At 45.2% G+C, this 18,319-nt stretch carries 14 protein-coding genes; 9 read left to right on the top strand and 5 right to left on the bottom strand.

The features are described 5' to 3' along the window. Positions 1-731, top strand: a 731-nt coding sequence (locus RYL88_RS05505; RefSeq protein ID WP_314989615.1) for a DUF3137 domain-containing protein, incomplete at its 5' end; no start/stop codon positions are given. A 324-nt stretch (positions 732-1,055) separates the two neighbouring features. Further along, positions 1,056-2,120, top strand: coding sequence for a tyrosine-type recombinase/integrase (locus tag RYL88_RS05500; RefSeq protein ID WP_314399183.1), 1,065 nt, complete (start codon positions 1,056-1,058; stop codon positions 2,118-2,120). Positions 2,121-3,462: 1,342 nt separating this feature from the next. On the opposite strand, the gene nikE is transcribed toward RYL88_RS05500, so the two are convergent. The 5 genes from nikE to RYL88_RS05475 all read right to left on the bottom strand — a co-directional run bounded on the left by nikE (position 3,463) and on the right by RYL88_RS05475 (position 12,338). Then, complete coding sequence (nikE, locus tag RYL88_RS05495) at positions 3,463-6,018, bottom strand: nickel ABC transporter ATP-binding protein NikE (protein ID WP_314989612.1); 2,556 nt, start codon at positions 6,016-6,018, stop codon at positions 3,463-3,465. Next, entirely contained in the window at positions 6,015-6,824 is an 810-nt protein-coding gene (gene nikC / locus RYL88_RS05490; protein WP_314989610.1) for a nickel ABC transporter permease subunit NikC, read from the bottom strand. Before nikC ends, nikE begins: the two co-directional genes overlap by 4 nt. Then, on the bottom strand, positions 6,821-7,753 hold the full coding sequence (gene nikB, locus RYL88_RS05485) for a nickel ABC transporter permease subunit NikB (protein WP_314989608.1): 933 nt from the start codon (positions 7,751-7,753) through the stop codon (positions 6,821-6,823). Before nikB ends, nikC begins: the two co-directional genes overlap by 4 nt. Positions 7,754-7,894: 141 nt before the next feature. After that, positions 7,895-9,451: a nickel ABC transporter substrate-binding protein gene (gene nikA, locus RYL88_RS05480; protein WP_314989606.1), complete on the bottom strand. Its 1,557-nt coding sequence runs from the start codon at positions 9,449-9,451 to the stop codon at positions 7,895-7,897. Positions 9,452-9,764: 313 nt separating this feature from the next. Beyond that, positions 9,765-12,338: an AAA family ATPase gene (locus RYL88_RS05475; RefSeq protein ID WP_314989604.1), complete on the bottom strand. Its 2,574-nt coding sequence runs from the start codon at positions 12,336-12,338 to the stop codon at positions 9,765-9,767. A gap of 178 nt (positions 12,339-12,516) precedes the next feature. Here RYL88_RS05475 and RYL88_RS05470 point away from each other — a divergent pair, with 178 nt between their 5' ends. The 7 genes from RYL88_RS05470 to RYL88_RS05440 all read left to right on the top strand — a co-directional run. After that, positions 12,517-13,821: a S41 family peptidase gene (locus RYL88_RS05470; protein ID WP_297968299.1), complete on the top strand. Its 1,305-nt coding sequence runs from the start codon at positions 12,517-12,519 to the stop codon at positions 13,819-13,821. A gap of 11 nt (positions 13,822-13,832) precedes the next feature. Then, entirely contained in the window at positions 13,833-14,549 is a 717-nt protein-coding gene (gene purC / locus RYL88_RS05465; RefSeq protein WP_297968296.1) for a phosphoribosylaminoimidazolesuccinocarboxamide synthase, read from the top strand. A gap of 1 nt (position 14,550) precedes the next feature. After that, complete coding sequence (gene purS / locus RYL88_RS05460; RefSeq protein WP_298056812.1) at positions 14,551-14,811, top strand: phosphoribosylformylglycinamidine synthase subunit PurS; 261 nt, start codon at positions 14,551-14,553, stop codon at positions 14,809-14,811. Next, positions 14,808-15,473 carry a phosphoribosylformylglycinamidine synthase I gene (gene purQ / locus RYL88_RS05455; protein ID WP_314989601.1) on the top strand — a complete coding sequence of 222 codons (666 nt, stop codon included), beginning with the start codon at positions 14,808-14,810 and terminating at the stop codon, positions 15,471-15,473. The genes purS and purQ overlap by 4 nt, the downstream gene beginning before the upstream one ends. Beyond that, positions 15,467-16,819 (top strand): SH3 domain-containing protein, encoded by a 1,353-nt coding sequence (locus RYL88_RS05450; RefSeq protein ID WP_314989599.1) that lies wholly within the window; start codon positions 15,467-15,469, stop codon positions 16,817-16,819. Before purQ ends, RYL88_RS05450 begins: the two co-directional genes overlap by 7 nt. Continuing rightward, entirely contained in the window at positions 16,806-17,477 is a 672-nt protein-coding gene (locus RYL88_RS05445; RefSeq protein ID WP_314989597.1) for a lysophospholipid acyltransferase family protein, read from the top strand. The genes RYL88_RS05450 and RYL88_RS05445 overlap by 14 nt, the downstream gene beginning before the upstream one ends. Before the next feature lie 166 nt (positions 17,478-17,643). Further along, a partial coding sequence (locus RYL88_RS05440) for a hypothetical protein (RefSeq protein WP_314989595.1) occupies positions 17,644-18,319 on the top strand: 676 nt, incomplete at its 3' end.

Below are 18,319 nucleotides of genomic sequence, written 5' to 3'. Positions count from 1 at the left end.
TAGATATCGCCAGGGCACAGAACGAGTACAACGAATTTTATAAAGAGGTTTTCATCCCCGCGCTCATCAAGGATATCGACGAGAGCTTTACGTATAGCGCTTACGGCGGCATCTCGCAGAGCGAATTTGACGAGGCGGGGATTTATAGACCGAGCACATTTTATAGCGAGGATAGCGTGCGAGGCGTATATAAAGGCGTCAAATTTAGCCTGTGCGAGGTAATCAGCCACGAGCGCGAATACCCTCAGATAAACAACAAATACGTCGCCATATTTATCCTGCTAAAATACGCGTTTGACAAGTATTCAGACTTCAAAGGCAGCGTGCTAAAGTGCGAATTTAATAAGAAATTTAACGGCAAAACGGTCGCCGTTAGCAAGGATTTTAATACTAAGTTTTTAGGCGAAAAAGAGCTGCTCGACGACGTCAAATTTAATGAAAATTTTAGAGTTTTTACGACCGATAAGGTGGAGGCGAGATACCTGCTCACGCCTGCGTTTATGGGCAAGCTAAATATGATCAAGGCCTACAAAAACACGCTAAAATCGCCGAGTGCGGCCTTTATGGATAACAAATTTTATCTATTTTGCTTTAGTAGGAGAAATTTTTTCGAGGGGCGGCTTTTTGATAAACTAGACATCGCCAAGGCTCGCCGCGAGCAAAGATACGTGAGGCAGATGCTTAGCGTCATCGACGAGCTAAATTTGAGCTTAGATATTTATCTAAAATAATTTTCGTAAGCGATTTTTCGACTAAATTTAGGCTCTTTGGTTTTGGAGTTTTTGTGCGACGTAAATTTATGCGCGCTAACGCAAAAGCGCAACTTTAAGCTTAAATTTTTGTATAAATTTGCCCTATTTTGCTAAATCCGAACGCAAAATTTAGGCTTATCTCTACCGCATAATTTAACGCGTTTAAATTTATCGTCTTTTGCCGTTTAAAGCTCGATTGGGCGACATAAATTTATACAAAGATTAAACGATTTTAGACGGGCAAAATAGCGCAGATTTTAGCTATAATGCTTTTCAATTTTTTATAAATTTAAGGAAAATATCTTGAAATACGCGCTTGATTGCAAGGATAGTTTTGAAAACTCGTTTATATTTTGGCTGACTCGTTACGTCAAATTTAAGCTTAGCTCGCTCTCAAACAAAGAGCTTCGCGACCCAAAGGCGCTAGCAAGCGTAAATTTCGCCCTTAGCCGCGAGATAAAAAACATCGATCAGCTAGACGGCCTCGTAAAATCGGCTAGAAACGCGGGACTAACGGGCATAAATACATACTTTAATCCTCTTAAAAAGATATTCGAGACGCTCAAATTTTACGAGCTAGAGAGCCTAAAGCAGATCGACGAAGAGCTGCTAAGCGAGGTGCTAGCTAGCGTCACGGGCGGGCTTAGCGATGCAAGTAAGAAAAACTATCGCATAAGCGCGATAAATTTTTTCGCATTTTTGGATAAGCAAAACGAAGAGGACGGCAAGGCGCACGTCTTTGACATCGAGCTAAAAAACTGGGGCGGCGTGGGCGGAGCGCGCGGGCAAAAGCTGCCCGAGTTTATGAGCGAGGATGAGGTCAAGAGATTTTTGGAAGCGATCGAAAATGCGGAGTTTAAAAGCAACGCCAACCGCAACAAGCTCATCATAAAAATTATCATTTTCACCGGTATCCGCGTGAGCGAAGCGCTAAACCTAAAGCGCAAAGATATAACCGAGGACGGCGAGCTCTACGTCATAAGAATCCGCGGCAAAGGCAACAAATACCGCGTCGTCATGATCAAACGCCGCCTCATCGAAGCCCATCTGGACGCGATCGCGATAAACTATATAAATAAAGAAGGCTATCTTTTTATCAACAAAAAAGGCACGCGCCTAACGCAGGCCTACGTGAGCCGCATCGTCGAGCAGATACTCTTTAAAGCAGGCATCCGTAAGGAAAAAAACGGCGCTCACATGCTGCGCCATACCTTTGCCACGATGCTTTACAAAAAGCAAAAAGACCTGGTTTTGGTGCAAGAAGCGCTCGGGCACGCGAGCCTAAACACTTCGCGCATTTACACGCATTTTGATAGCGAAAAGCTAAAGCTCGCCGCACAGGTAGCCGAGGAGCTAAGCGAGGAGTAACGCCGCTAAGCCCGTTGCTTAGATGGCGCTTAAAAAAACGTAATTCTCGCGCTTTACTTGCCCGTCTGTAATTTTTATTTCGGGCTTTTTGGATTTTTATGCGATGCTTTTTAAAAATTTATTTTAGATTCTTGCTCGTTTTTTTAGCGTTTGTTTAAGCGCGTTTTTGCCAATTTACCGCATAAATCCGTACTTTTACGGCGTAAGCTTCGCGCATTTATCGCGTTTTAAAAAACGAATAAAACGAGAAAAATTAGCTAAATTTGCATGGTACTTAAAAAAAACCAAAAATGATTTTTTGCTTTCTAATTTTTTAAAATTTTAGGCGGTTTTATATGTTTTTGCGGCTGGATTACGAGTTTGGCCGTAGGTTTAAAATTCAAGAGCTTTTTGGGATTAACCCGCAAAAAGATTAAATATTTTATTTCAAATTTGATTTGGCTTACTAAAAATATATTGTAAATTTAAAATTTACTGCCGCTTTGTATACGTTATCATGACACGGCTATACCTTTTAAAAAACCGCATCTTTTTAAATACGTGGCGGCAAACAAATCTACTGCTATGCTTTATCCTAGCCTGTTTTAATTTGAAAGCTTTATAAAATTTACGCAAATAGCGCCGCTGCTTACTCCCGAGTCGCCGTATTTTTGTATCAAATTTAACGCAAAATGCGAGGCTTGTTAATCAAAATGCGCAAATATCTATGAATATATAATTTTAAGGTCGTAAAATTTAATAAACCGCAATAATATGCAGCAAATTTACAGAAATACATAATATTTTTAGTAAAATTATATATAAAATATTACGGAATCTTACCGATTATACCGATCTGATCGCTAAATTTTGTGATTCGTGTCAAAAAGCGGCTTTTTACCGCAATGCTATAAATTTAATTATTTTAATCTTAACCGAAATTTTGTTACAAACATTAAATTAAGGCGGTATCTTGGCGCGATATAACGCTTTAGGCGTTGCTTTTAAAACGATTTGGCGCCTTAAGCCACTGCGCCGTATCCACACAAATAAGCTTCCCTTAAAGCAATAAAAAGGCGGTAAGATAGCGCCCATAGCCGCCTTAATAAGCTGAGTAAAATCAAAGCGTTAGGTTTAGCGACTGATATTTTATAAACACAATTTAAATTTAACTATATTAATTATTTAATGCCAAAGCTATTTTAATTGCCGAGTAAGTTTAACTAAAATCTAACCACAAGAGTTTGTCGGCATGCAAAAAATTAGCGTTATATCACGCCGCAATGACCGTAAAGCGGCTATAAATCTTTAAAGCGGCTAAAAAAGCAAGCCGATACGTAGCCTAAATTTTAAATAAAACAGGCTAAAAACTCGGAAACGGAGGCAGCACGGCGCTTTCTAGCTCCTTACCCGCCGCGCAGGTAAAGCTCTGAAAAGCCGTAGCCGTCTGCGCGATACGCCCTTCATCCATCAAAACGATGCGGTCGCAAAATATCCGCACGAGCCTAATGTCGTGCGTGATAAAAAGAAACGAAATTTTACCCTTTAGCCGCGCAAGCACCCGCAGAATCGACGTCTGCAAAGGCGCGTCAAGAGAGCTTAGTGCCTCGTCTAAAACGACCAGCCTAGGCTCAGCCGCCAAAGCGCGCGCAATCGTTACCCGCGAGAGCTGTCCTCCGCTTAATAACGAGGCTTTTTTGTTTAAAAAACTCTCGTCTATCTCAAGCGTTTTTAGTAGCCGCCTTATACGCTCTAGTCGTTGCGCCGCGGGCATGCGGGTTAGATATAGCAGCGGCTCTTCGATAACTTCTCGCACGCCTAATCGCGGATTTACGGCGCTTGGCGCATCTTGAAATACGATTTGCGCTTGCGAGTAAAACTCCCTTTTTGCATCCAAATCCGTTAAATTTAGCCTACGCCCGTCAAATTCCACCCAGCCCTCGCTAGGATGCAAAAGCCCGGTCAAAACCTTGGCTAGCGTACTTTTACCGCAGCCTGATTTGCCCAGCAGCCCCAGAGCCTCGCCCTGCCTTATCTCAAAACTAACGCCCTTTAAAACGTCCTTGCGCGTACGCTTGCCCAAAAACGACACGCTCTCAAATCCACAGCCGATACCGCATGCCTTTAGTAGAGGCGAGAGCTTGGATTCGCGAGTATTTTCTTCTGCGTTAGGCCTGGCCTTACCCTGGCGCGTTTGCCAGCAGGCGGCAAAAGCGGCCTCATCTAGCGCGGCTTTGTTTGCGTCCTCTTGCGCGGACGCGGTTTGGCTCTGCGTTTGGGTTGTGATATTTTCGGCGTTTTTATCCATCAAGCTTGCATGTGCTTTAGCCCAAACGGCTTGATTTTTCGTTAAATTTACGGCGCTTTTATCTACCTTGTTTGCGGCGCCAAGGCTCGTTTTTTCGCCATCTGCGCCGTTTATATCTTTGCCTCGCTCTAGCAAGTTATCTTCGCCAAAGCTAAAGATATATCCGCCGTCATAGCTGACACGCTCGTCAGGTACGTCTAAATTTGGCTCCGCCGCTTGAGATTTTAGCTCAAAAAAACCGGCCTCGTCGTTAAATTTAAAAATCGGCGCGTCTTGGCTAGGCAAATCGTCATTTGCGCTTACCGAAGCGATTTTTTGCCTATTTTCCGAACTCAAAGCGCGGTTTTGCATATCCTTATCATTTTGCGCTATTTTGTTTGCGTCCGAGCTTTGCGCGTCTTGTTCGTTTTTAGGAGCGCCCGTTTGGATATTTGTTTTGGGGTTTGTCTTAGCATTTGGGTCGCTAGCCTCTGCGCAGAGGCGTTTTTCGTCCTTACAGCCTTCTTTTAGATCGTCTCCTTGCGGCTCGCTTGGAGCGTGAAATTTCGCCTCCGCCGCGCAAAGAAGCCCTCCCGGGGCATAAATTTGCTCGGGCTCCTTAGGCTCGTTAGCTTGGGTAAATTTATCCTCGCTAAATTTTAGCTTGCAAGACCCCGGCTCAGAGTCCTGCGCTACTTGCGCGCTAAACGTCCGCAAATCATAGGCGCCGGGCTTTATAAATTTAGCTTCGTTTGCGGTTTTTTGACGGCTAAATTCTCCCGTCATACCGGCGTAAAGCGCAAAATGAGCCCGCAAAAGCTCTCTTGTCGCAACTAAAGTCGGTGCTAAAAATATCTCGCGCGTATCGCCGCTTTGAGCTAGTTCGCCCCGCTCCATCACGTAAATATCGTCCGCAAGCTTGGCCACTACGGAAAGATCGTGCGTTATCAGCAGCACTCCCGCGCCCGTTTGACGCGCCGCGTCGCGCAAGAGGGTTAAAATTTTAGCCTGCGAAACGAGATCAAGGTCGGTCGTAGGCTCGTCTGCTACGATAAATTTAGCCCCGCTAAGCAGAGCTAAAGCTATCATCGCTCGCTGCAACATACCGCCGCTCATCTCGTGCGGATATAGCTTTAGCGCGCCCTCCTCAAGCCCTACCGCGCGCATGGCTAGCTTTATTTGAGATTGCGCGGAAGCAGGCTGATTCTTAAAAGCGGCTTTAGCTCTTTTAAGTCCTAATCCCATCGCCTTAAAAAATCCAGCTTCCAGCGCTAAATTTCGGCTCGAATTTGCCGCATCCGCGGTCTCTTTAGCGTGCGCGCCGATGCTTAGCAGAGGATTAAACGCGCTTTTTGGATTTTGCATAACGGAGGCGAAAATTTTACCGCGCCGCGCCGCGACGTCAAGCCTTCGTCCGTTTAAAAAAATATCCGCGCTAGAGCTTAAGCCCGGGGGCGTAAAGCCTTGCAAAGTTAGCGCGCTTAGCGTCTTGCCGCTGCCGCTTTTTCCGACGAGGGCGGTTATGCGTCCCGAAGCTAGCCGTAAATTTAGCCCGCGCACCAGCTGCGTTTGCCCGGCGCTTACGCATAAATTTTTGATTTCTAAAATATCCTTTGCCAAACTCTGACTCATCTATCCTCCGATACCGCGCCTAGGCGCTCTTGCAGGCTCTCGCCGATGATGTTAAAGCTCATCACGCACAAAAATATCGCGATACCGGGATAAAAAATAAGCTCGGGATGGCTAAAAACGTACTCCTTGGCGTCGCTAATCATCACGCCCCACTCGGCCGCTGGCGCTTTTACGCCAAGACCTAAAAAGCTAAGCCCGGAAATATGCAGCACGATATGTCCTATATCTAAAGACGCCAGCACCGCGCACTGAGCGATGATAGGGCGGAGCATATTTTTTTTAAAATTTACCGTTTCGCTTGCGCCCGAAGTCCTAGTTATCAGCACGTAATCGGCATTTTTTAAGCTTAGTACGATACTGCGCACTATCCTAGCGTACCACGCCCAGTGCGATACGGAGATAGCGATAACGACGTTTATCATTCCCGTCCCTAAAACTCCAACCAAAAATAGCGCTAAAATAACGGTAGGCACGCTAAAAAATACGTCGCAAACCCGCATTAAAATTTGATCCGTTCGTCCGCCTACAAACCCCGCCGTCCCGCCTACTAAAATCCCTAAAAAAAGTATCAAAAAAATAGTCGCAAACGCCGAACCCAGCGATATGCTAGTAGCCGATAAAAGCCTAGAAAATACGTCTCTGCCAAGATGATCCGTGCCTAAAAAATGAGAAAGGCTAGCGGGCTCAAATTTAGCCGCTAAATCGATCTCGTTTGGATCAAAGGGCGCTAGCAAAGGCGCGAAAAGCATGATAAAAATCATCACAAACGCGGTAAAACAGGCAAAAATGAGCCAAATTTTTTTCACGCGTTAGTCCTTATACGCGGATCTATAAAGGCGTAAAGCACGTCTATAACGAGGTTGCTAATAGCAAACGCAAACGCCATCAGTAAAATAAAGCACTGAATCACGGGGTAGTCGTTGTTTATGATGGCCTCGACCGCATATCTGCCGATACCAGGATACGCAAATACGCTTTCTATCACCATCGCGCCGCCTACTAGCTCGCCTATATGCATACCAAGCGCCGTAACGACCGGCAGCGAGGCGTTTTTAAACACGTGGCTAAAGAGTACGCGAGAGGCGGATAGTCCGCGCATCTTGGCGTAGCTTACGTGACGTTTGCTTTTGATTTCGAGTAAATTTGCGCGGATGAGGCGAGAATTTACCGCGATAGACATAAAAGATATCGCAAACGCCGGCATCAAAAGATGCGAAAGCCCGCCGGCGCCAAAAGGCGGTAAAATTTTAAGATGGACAGAAAATAGCAAAATCAACAAAAATCCTAGCCAAAAATTCGGCGTACAAACGCCCAAAAACGAAACAAACCTCACGGCGTAGTCGATAAATTTATCCTTATAGATCGCTGAAAGTATACCCATCGGAACGGAAAAAATAAGAGTGAAAAATAGCCCTAGCGCGGCTAGCTTTAGCGTGGCCGGAAAATAGTGCGCCATATCCTCGCTCACGGCTCTGCCGGTGATGTATGACGCGCCAAAATTTAGGCTAGAGGCGTCTTTTAGCCAAACCGCATACTGCTCAAAAATCGGCTTATCTAGGTTAAGCTGCGCTCTAGCGTGAGCCAAAGCCTCGTCCGTGGGCGCGATACCAGAGGCGTTTAGATAGCTCATAGCCGCGTCCGTGCCGTTTAGCCGCAGTAGCGCAAATATCAAAACGCTAACCGCAAACATGACGGGAATAAGCAAAAGCAGGCGTTTAACGATAAATTTAAGCATATTTAAGCTCTAAATAATATGCAAATAAGCGCGGCGCAAGAGGTAAATTTAACTCCGTATCGCGCAAAAATAGCCCAAAAAACGACTCAAAAAAAACAAAAACGAGCAAAAAATGATTGCCGTAAAGAAGCGATTTACGCATTATTTTGCAGCGTCCAGGCTCATCTTTTCAAACGGTATGCGGTCTTTTAATGCATCAAATTCCACGCCTTTTACGCGCTTGTTCCAAAGCGCCTTAGTCGTCTCGTAAACGATAGGAATGTATACCGCGCTCTCGTGCAGGCGCGTTAAAACATCACGGGTTAGATCGCGTCTTTCTTTTGCATCTAGGCTAAGCGCGATACGTTCGATTTTCTCGTCGATTTGCATTTTATCAGCCAGTCCTAGCTGAGCTTGATAATCAGCGTGCGCGGGCAGTCTCATCGAAGCTAAAAAAGCCTGAGGATCGTAAGGCGCGCCCCAAGTGGAGTTAAATACGGCGCCAAAATCGCCGGTTTTTTGCTTTTTGTAAAAGATAGTCGCCTCGTCGGCTTTTAAATTTAACCTAACGCCGATTTTAGAAAAATTAGCTCTTAAAACCTCTCCTATAGCCTTTTGCACGGCGTTTGAGCCGATATATACGAGCTCTATCTCAAGAGCTTTTCCGTCTTTATATCGCACGCCGTTCTTGCCAGTCGCGTAGCCTGCGGCATCTAGGATTTGATTTGCTTTTTTAACGTCGAAATTATACGCGCTGGCGTTTATGTCGGCGTTTTGGACGGAGGCGTCAAATAAAAAATCAGCCTTTTTCGCCGCGTTAAAAAATATTTTTTGAGCTATAGGCTCTTTGTTCGCGCTTAAATTTAACGCCTTTCTAACCGCTTCGTCGTTCGTAGGAAATTTAGCCGAATTTAATGCGATAACTAGAGTAAAAACCGGCTGAGAAACCGCCCAGCCAAACTCTTTTTTAAGCTCGTTAAAGCTATCTATCGGGATCTGTTCGCCGCCGTATACGAGATCGACCTCTCCTGTTTTTAGCGCGATGATTTTGGTATTTGGCTCCGGTATCACGCGTGCGACTATTTTAGAAATTTTAGGTAGCTCGCCGTAGAATTTATCGTTCCTCACAAAAGTATCGCTAACGCCCCGCTCGGTGGCGACTAATCTCCATGCGCCGGTACCTACGGGCTCTTTTACGCCGTCTTTCGTGCCGCCGTCCTTCATCGCGCCAGGAGCGATAAATCTAAACGGACGTATGAGGCTAAGCTCGCGTAGAGTCGGTTCGTAGGCATTTTTTAGGCTTAGCTTTACCTTAAATTCGCCCGCTATCTCGCAACCGTCTATCAGCCTAGCAAGCTCTAACCACTCATGGCGCTTGCGATTAGCTAAAACGGCGTCGAAATTTGCTTTTACCGCGGCTGCGTTAAATTTTTCACCGTTTGAAAAAACGACGTCTCGGCGCAGCTCAAACGTATAAATTTTGCCGTCGTCGCTTACGCTCCAAGACTTGGCGAGCCAAGGCGAAATTTTGCCTCCGTTTTCAAATTTAACTAGTCCCTCGTAAACCATATCTTGCGCGAACATTTCATTTGGCGAGTATAGATGCGGATTTAGCTCGCCGACGTTTTTAGAAACGGCGAAATTTAGAGTATTATCGTTTGGATTTTGCGCAAAACAAACTGCTAAAAAAGCTGCGGAAACGAGAAGTTTTTTTATCATTTTAAATCCTTTTTTGAAATCATAAAATTTCAATATATTACCTTTTTTGATAAAAAAGTAATACACAATACTTTTTTGTATTATCTATTGCCATTATATAAATTTTAATATGAATTGTCAAGGAAATTTTAAGCTATAAGTCTGAATTTTAGCGGTAACGCTAGAAGCCAAAGTATGAAATTTAAAGCAGTTTTGCGAAAGAAGTCGCTTTACCGGCTTAAAAAAAATCAAGGCGACTAAATTTGCCGCCTTGAATTGCTAGTCGGTTTTGTTAAAATTAAATCATAAATTTAATGCTATCCAAAAAATTAAACTAAATTTTACTTATAGTTATATTTTCTCCGTTTGCGCCGATTACTATTTCATCTCCGCTTTCAAGCTCGTCGCGCAGGATCATATCGGCTAGCGGATCTTCGACCAGCTCATATAGTGCGCGGCGCAAAGGTCTAGCGCCGTAAACGATGTCAAAGCCCGCGCCCGCGATAAATTTCTTCGCCTCTTCGCTTAGGCTCGCCTTGATACCGCGATTTTGTAGCGTTTTTTCAAGCTCTTTAAACATTATATCTACGATTTTTATGAGCCCGTCTTCATCGAGCGGATTAAAGATTATCGTGTCGTCGAGGCGATTTAAAAACTCTGGCTTAAAGTAGTTTCTAAGCTCGTTTTTGACCGCTTGCTCTCGTTCCTCGCCTTTTAAGTCCATGATAAAATTCGACGCGATATTAGACGTGAGGATGATGATCGTGTTTTTAAAATCGACCGTCACGCCCTTATTATCAGTCGCCCTTCCGTCGTCTAGGATGCCTAAAAGCACGTTAAACACGTCTTTGTGAGCCTTTTCGATCTCGTCAAAAAGTATGACGCTATACGGACGTCTGCGCACGGCTTCGGTTAGCTGTCCGCCCTCGTCGTAGCCCACGTATCCAGGAGGCGCTCCGAGCAGGCGGGAGACGCTGTGCTTTTCCATGTATTCGCTCATATCAAAGCGTATGAGCGCGCGCTCGTCGTCAAATAAAAATTTAGCCAAAGCCTTTGCCGACTGCGTTTTACCCACGCCCGTAGGCCCTAAAAACAAAAACGATCCGATCGGACGCGCGCCCTCGTTTAGGCCAGCCTTGTTTCGCTTGATGGCTCTTGCTAGAGCGTGCAGAGCAGCATCCTGACCGACGACGCTTTCGCGCAAATGCTCCTCGATCATCAGGTATTTTTGCTTTTCGCTAGTTAGCATTTTGCTGACTGAAATTCCCGTCCATTTACTTAAAATTTCAGCCACCAGCTCCTCATCGACCTGATTTTTGAGCAGCACGCCGCTTTTTTTCATCTCGTCCCATTTTTTTTCGAGCTCTTTTTGGCGGTTGGCCGCTTCTAAAATTTTGCCGTATTCTATCTCGGCCGCGCGCTGCAAATCGCCGTTTCTGCGCGCTATCTCGGCCTCGCTTTTTAGGCTATCTATCTCTTTTTTAGCTTTTGAGATGCCGCCGAAAACCGCCTTTTCGTTTTCAAATTTACCGTCAAGGGCGTGCTTTTGCTCGTTTAGATCGGCGATTTCTTTTTCGATTTCGCTTAGGCGCGCCGCATTTTTAGCCTCGTCTTCCATTTTTAGCGCCTCTTTTTCGACTTGTAGCGTTACGATCTCGCGCTTGATGCGGGCTAGCTCATAGGGCTCGCTTTCGATTTGCATTTTTAGCTCGGCTGCGGCCTCGTCGATGAGATCGATCGCTTTATCCGGTAAGAAGCGGTTTGAGATGTAGCGGTCGCTTAGCTTTGCCGCCGCGACTAGCGCGCTATCGGTGATCGTCACACCGTGATGCACCTCGAGGCGCTCTTTTATACCGCGTAAAATTTGAAGCGCTTCGTTTACGCTAGGCTCTTTTACGTCGATAGGCTGAAAGCGGCGTTGCAGCGCGGCGTCTTTTTCAAAATACTTGCGATACTCTTTTAGCGTCGTAGCGCCTACGGCGTGCAGCTCGCCTCTAGCAAGTGCGGGTTTTAGGATATTTGCCGCGTCCATGCTGCCTTCGCTAGCTCCCGCGCCCACGATAGTGTGGATCTCGTCGATAAAGAGGATGATATTTCCGGCGCTTTTTACTTCGTTTATGACGGCTTTTAGCCTGTCTTCAAATTCGCCGCGGTATTTCGCGCCAGCGATCAGCGCGCTCATATCAAGCGCGACTACTCGCTTGTTTGCTAGGCTAGTAGGCACGTCTTTTGCCACGATTTTTTGCGCTAGACCCTCGACGATAGCGGTTTTACCCACGCCCGGCTCGCCTAGTAAAATAGGATTATTCTTGCTTTTTCTTATTAAAATTTGCATCATGCGCGTGATCTCCTCATCGCGCCCGATGACTGGATCAAGCTCCTTATTTAGCGCCTTTGCGGTTAGATCGATGCCGTATTTTTCCAGGCTATCTAGCGTTTCGTCGCTGGTTTGGCTATCTATCTTGCGCCCTGCTCTTATACTTTCTAAATTTTTACGGATTTCTAAAACGTCCGTAAATTTGCCTAAAATTTGCTTGATCTCAGGCAGCTCAAGCGCCGAGATAATCCACGTATCCACCGCAATATAGCTATCTCCCATGCTCACCATCAGAGCTTTTGCGCTTTCAAGAGAATTTATGAGCTCTTTTGAAATTTGCACGTTTTCCTTGCTCACATTTGAGCTTGTTGGTAGCTGTGCAGCTTTGCTTTTTACTTCAAGCTCCACTGCGTCCTTGCCGACGTTCATTTTATTAAAGACTTGGTTGAGTAGCGAGCCGCTATCTGCGACCAGCGCCCAAAGCAAGTGAAGCGGAAACGTTTGCGGATTTTTCGCGTGTATCGCGAGCGCGACGCCCTTTTCTACCAGCTCTTGCATTTGTGCGGTTAAATTTTCGCCTAAATTCGCCATTTTTTCTCCTTTAGTTTATAGTGAGCATATTATATAACTTTAGTCGATTATTGTCAAGTTATCTAAGCGGTTTTATATAAATACTTACGAAAGAAAATTAAATTTTATTAAATCTTTTATCCTATTTTTAGGCAAATTTAACTAAAATAGCCCCACTTAAAAAGGCAGGAGATTAACTTTGAATAAAAAAAAGATGTTTTTGTTTTCAAGCGTTGCGGGCGCGATGATTTTCGGAGCCGTTTTTAGCGCAAATTTAAACGCTAAAGCCACCGAGGACGGCTCAAATTCTAAACTACAATCGCTCTCAAAACTTACAAAAACCATTTCTACTATCGAAAAATATTATGTTGATGATTTACAGTTTAAAGAGATCGTGGATAAAGCCATAGAGGGGCTTTTAAATAACCTTGACGCGCATTCCGGATTTTTAAATGAAAAAGCGTTTAAAGACATGCAGGTGCAGACGAACGGGGAATTTGGCGGCCTAGGCATCACTGTCGGTATGAAAGACGGCGCACTAACGGTCATCTCGCCTATCGAAAATACGCCTGCGGATAAAGCCGGCATAAAAAGCGGCGACATCATCCTTCGCATCGACGGCAATACGACCCTAGGCACCACCATAGACGAAGCGGTCAATAAAATGCGCGGCAAACCAAAGACGCCTATCACGATAACCATCGTGCGAAAAGGCGAGCAAAAGCCGTTTGACGTGAAACTCGTGCGCGACATCATCTCGGTCGAGTCCGTTTACGCAAAGATGATCGAAAAAGACAACATCCTCTATCTTCGCGTGACGAATTTTGATAAGCACGTAACCGAAAAGGCAGAGGAATTTATCAAAAAATATCCAAAAGCGGAAGGCATCATCCTTGACCTTCGAAACAACCCGGGCGGACTTTTAAACCAAGCGGTCGGACTAACGAATTTATTTATAGATAGCGGTGTGATCGTATCTCAAAAGGGCAGAAACGAGAGCGAAAATAGCGAATTTAAAGCTGCGAGAGCAAATAAAATCACAAATTTACCGCTTGCAGTGCTAGTTAACGGCGGAAGCGCGAGCGCGAGCGAGATCGTGAGCGGATCGCTACAAGACCACAAACGAGCCGTCGTTATCGGCGAAAAGACGTTCGGCAAAGGCAGCGTACAGATCATCCTACCCGTAGACGACAAGGAGGCTATCCGCCTAACGATAGCTCGCTACTATCTGCCTAGCGGCCGCACTATACAAGCAACGGGCGTGGAGCCTGATATTGTCGTATTTCCGGGCAAAGTGCCTCAGCATGACGAAAATGCCTTTTCTATAAAAGAGAGCGAACTAAAAAAACACCTAACCAACGAACTGAGCAAAATAGACGCAAATAGCGACAAAAACTCTACGAAAATCACGGATAATAAGACTATAATAACCGAGGCTAACGTAAACGACGATATACAACTAAAATCGGCGATTGACGCGATCAAAATTTTACAGCTAAAATAAGGAGTGCAAAAATGCAAAAAAAAGAGCTGATCTACGAAGGCAAGGGAAAAAAGATGTTCGCAACGGACGATGCGAACTTACTAATAGCGGAATTTAAAGACGATCTAACCGCCTTTGATGCGCAAAAAAGAGGCAATGAAGCCGGCAAAGGCGCGTTAAATAACAAAATTTCGACGCAGCTTTTTAATCTTTTAAAAGAAAAAGGCATACCGACTCACCTGGTCGAAACTCTAAGCGACACCGAACAGCTCGTGAAAAAATGCGAAATCATCCCGCTTGAAGTGGTTGTGAGAAATATCGCCACCGGCTCGCTTACAAAGCGCCTCGCGATAAAAGAAGGCACGGTTTTGTCGTTTCCATTGGTAGAGTTTTACTACAAAAACGACGATCTACACGATCCGCTCGTAAACGACGAACACTGTCTAATCATGGGCTTAGTTAAGAGCGAAAACGACCTTGACAGACTAAAACACATGGGCCGCGAGATAAACGCTATCCTCTTTAAATTTTTCGCAGACAGAAACTTAAAATTAGTCGATTTTAAAGTCGAATTCGGTGTCGATAAGGACGGAAATATCCTGCTAGCAGACGAGATCAGCCCGGATAGCTGCCGCTTTTGGGACGCGACTACGAACGAAAAGCTTGATAAAGATAGATTTCGCCAAGATCTTGGCAGCGTAAAAGTCGCCTACGAAGAAGTTTTAAAAAGAATTTTATCTAAGGTTTAAAATGAAAGCTATCATCAACGTATCCCTAAAAAACGGCGTTTTAGACCCGCAAGGAAAGGCTGTCGAGCACGCACTCGGCTCGCTTGGATTTAACAACGTAAGCGGCGTGCGAATAGGCAAACAAATCGTGCTGGATATAAGCGCCGCAAGCAAAGACGAAGCGCGCAAGGAGCTAACTAAAATGTGCGAGGAATTACTCGCAAACACCGTCATCGAGGACTACGAGATAAATTTGAACGATAAATGCGAGAGCGCAAAATGAAAGTCGCCATCATTTTGTTTCCGGGCACGAACTGCGAGCAAGATACAAAGTACGCTTTTGAGCTTTTGGGTTGCCAGACGCAGATAATCTGGCACAAAGAAAGCGAGATAAACGCCGATCTAATCGTACTTCCGGGCGGTTTTAGCTACGGCGACTACCTGCGCACGGCAGCTATCGCTAAATTTAGCCCCGCGATGAGCGCAGTCGTAAAACACGCCCAAAAAGGCGGATACGTGCTTGGCATTTGCAACGGATTTCAGATGCTGTGCGAGCTAAAACTACTCGCGGGCGCGATGAGACGAAACGAAAATTTAAGCTTCATCTCAAAATATCACCATCTAAAAGTGATCTCAAACGCAAATAAATTTCTCTCAAATTTAAGCGTCGGCGAGATCGTAAACATCCCGGTCGCTCACGGCGAGGGTAACTTTTATGCCGATGAATCGACGTTAAAAGGCCTCTACGACAACGATCAGGTCCTGCTAAAATATTGCGACGCAAACGGCGCCGAGCTAAATCCAAACGGCTCGGTCGACGAGGTAGCTGGAATTTGCGATAAGAACAAAAAGATATTCGGCCTCATGCCTCACCCCGAGCGCGCCTGCGAGAAGTTTTTGGGTACGGACGATGGACTAAAGATGCTAAAAGGGCTAGTTTGCTAAAGCCCTTTTTAGCCTTTTTTACTGTATTTGTTTTAGCTTGCACAGCCACCGAGCCTAGCGTATTTGATATGATGGGCGACGAGCAAAGCCAAAAAGTAATCAAGCCTGCTCCGCAAACGCCCGCGCAAAAGCCAAATTTACAAAACAAAGCGCCAAGCGCGCAAAACAGAACTCCAAGCCAGACGCAAAGCGCGGCTACTCAAAACAGAACCCCCGCAGCGCAAAGCCCAACCGTAAGCAACCAAGGCGGCACGCATCTGCGCCAGCCTATCCCGCAAAATATCGCTCCTACGAACGAGCCCGAGTTAAATTTAAAAGACAGCCAGCTATACGAGCGCGTGCAGCCAAACGATATCATTACCAAGGCTCTAAACGTACCAAAGCAAGTCTACGTCGGGCAAATTTTTAGCTTTACGCTCTCGGTCGATATCCAGGATAATATCGCGGTAGATTTGCAAACCGTCTTGCCCGAAACCGAAAATCTAAAATGGCTAAGCTCAAATTTGCGCTGGGATAACGACGGTAAGGGCGTTTATAAGGCTCAGATTTACGCCGAAGCCTCCGCTAAGGCCGTGCAAAATCCAAAAATCACTGTAAATTTAAAACGCAACGGCGAGTTTTTCCAGACGGCAAATTTGACGCTTTCGCTACCTAAAATCGTAGCGCTAAAAAGCGGCGAGAAATACAACCACGTCGTCGCTCAAAACCTCGAAGTCAAAAAATACAAAACCAACAAATTTGACGACAAAAATCTAATCATGATCGTCGAAGTAAACGCTCAAAAAGGTAACATCGCGGACTTTTTCATTGAGGATAAGGACATCATCAAACAAGGCGTGGACTCCACGAGCGGAGAATTCGACGCGCAAAGCGGATATTATTTCGCGATATTTTCGCCTGAAAAAACCTCGATCGATTTTAACTATTTTAGCCTTGCTAAAAAAGATTTCGTGAGCTTTTCGCTCCCGGTAGTCGTGGAGGACGACGAGATCAGCACGCAAATCGGGCTAAATCCAAAGCAAAGCAAATTTGAAATTTACAAAAATATCGGGGTTTATGCGCTTTTCGGTATATTTTTGATCACGTTTTTGTTTAAGCGCGATGCGATCTTCCTTGTAGTCGTAGTCGGCCTTGGAGCTTATATCCTTTACAGTTACAACCCGTTTGGCGGTGCGACGCTAAAACAAAATATAAACGTAAAAATTTTGCCTACGCAAAACTCGAGCGTATTTTATACCTCAAAAGCGCAGCAAAAGGTGGAGATCCTCGGCGAACGCGAGGATTACGTCAAAATTTTACTAGACGACGGCAAGATAGGCTGGGTGAAAAAAGATGATATTTTCTAGGATAAAGGCCGCGTATTTCGCGGTCGAGTTTCTGATCAGCATACTTTTGGTCGTGTTTTTTATGTGGCTTTTTAAAAAGCACATCCACGCCGTGAGGAAATTTTGGGGCAGGAGCCAGCGATTTTTCGGTTTTTATTCGCTCGAAGTCGTCGGTAAATTCGACGAACGCGCAAATATGATCATCATGAACCACCAAAGCATGCTAGATATCGTCGTTTTAGAGGAAGTCTATCCTAAAAATCTCTGCTGGATCGCCAAAAAAGAGATCGCCGACCTGCCCGTCATCGGACAGATCATCCACGTGCCGCAAATGATCTCAGTCGAGCGCGAAAATAAACGCTCGCTCATCAAGCTCGTAAAAGACGCGCAGGACCGCGTCGAAAAGGGGCGCGTGCTGGCGATTTTTCCGGAAGGAACGCGCTCAAACTCAAAGGAGCTTTTGCCGTTTAAAGGCGGCGCGAAAATCATCGCCGACAAGCTAAATCTAAAAATCCAGCCCGTCGTGATCGCGGGCTCGGACATCATGGATGTGAAAAATTTTAGCTTTAAAAACGGCAAAATCAAAATCATCTGCCTAGATCTTATCGACACCGCCGAGCCCGAGTGGCTAGAAAACGCAAGGGCGAAAATGCAAGAGACGCTAGATAACGAGAGGTAAAAAGCGGCGATTTAAACACCGTTTTATCATAAATTTTGCCGCGCGCGTAAATTTGACGAACTTTTCAGCTAAAATTTGAGCCAAATTTACCGCGAGCAAATTTAACCCTTAAAGTCGCTAGCCAAATTTGACCGCCCTCGTAAAAGTCGTAATTTTAGGAGGATTTATGAAAAAGTGTGCCGTTATATTTATGGTTTTAGCTCAAATTTTATTTGCATCAAATTTACCTGAGCCTCGTTTTGAGATCTTTTTCGACGAAAATGCCACAAGCAAGCAAATAGACGCGGGGCTTGATCAAATTTTGGAGTTTTTGTCGCAAAACCCGCACCGCGTAAACGACGAATACGGCGAATTTAAAGACCGCCTTTTTTCGCCGTTTATCTACAACGTAAAAATCATAAAAACGGGCAAATTCGACTTTGAACGCATAGAAAAGGCGCTCAAATTTAAGCCCGATTTAAACTATAAATTTATGATTTTTACTCCTCTTGACGCGGTTATCGCACTTGGCATAGATCCTAACGGCAAATATAAATTCGATCAAAAAGAAGCGATACGACTCATCGACCTACTCGTAGCAAACGGCGCTGATATCGGCTCGCCAGGGCTCTTGCGCACGGCTTGCAATGCTGAGGCGTTTGAGATTTTTAGCCACCTTCTTAGCAAAGGCGCGCGCGGCGACAAAGAAACGATGCTTTGCGTGGCCGGCGGGATAGCTATTTTTATGGGTCAAAACGGCGCTTCGCCGATCGCAAACGCTCCGCTTGATCCAAAAATAAGGCAGTTTACGAAAACCGCAAAATTTACCGAGTTTTACCGCGATAAAATGCGCTACCTTAAGG

The organism is uncultured Campylobacter sp. (genome assembly GCF_963517995.1).
In the GTDB taxonomy this organism is placed as follows: Bacteria; Campylobacterota; Campylobacteria; order Campylobacterales; family Campylobacteraceae; genus Campylobacter_A.
This window is presented reverse-complemented; position numbering and strand designations above follow the sequence as displayed.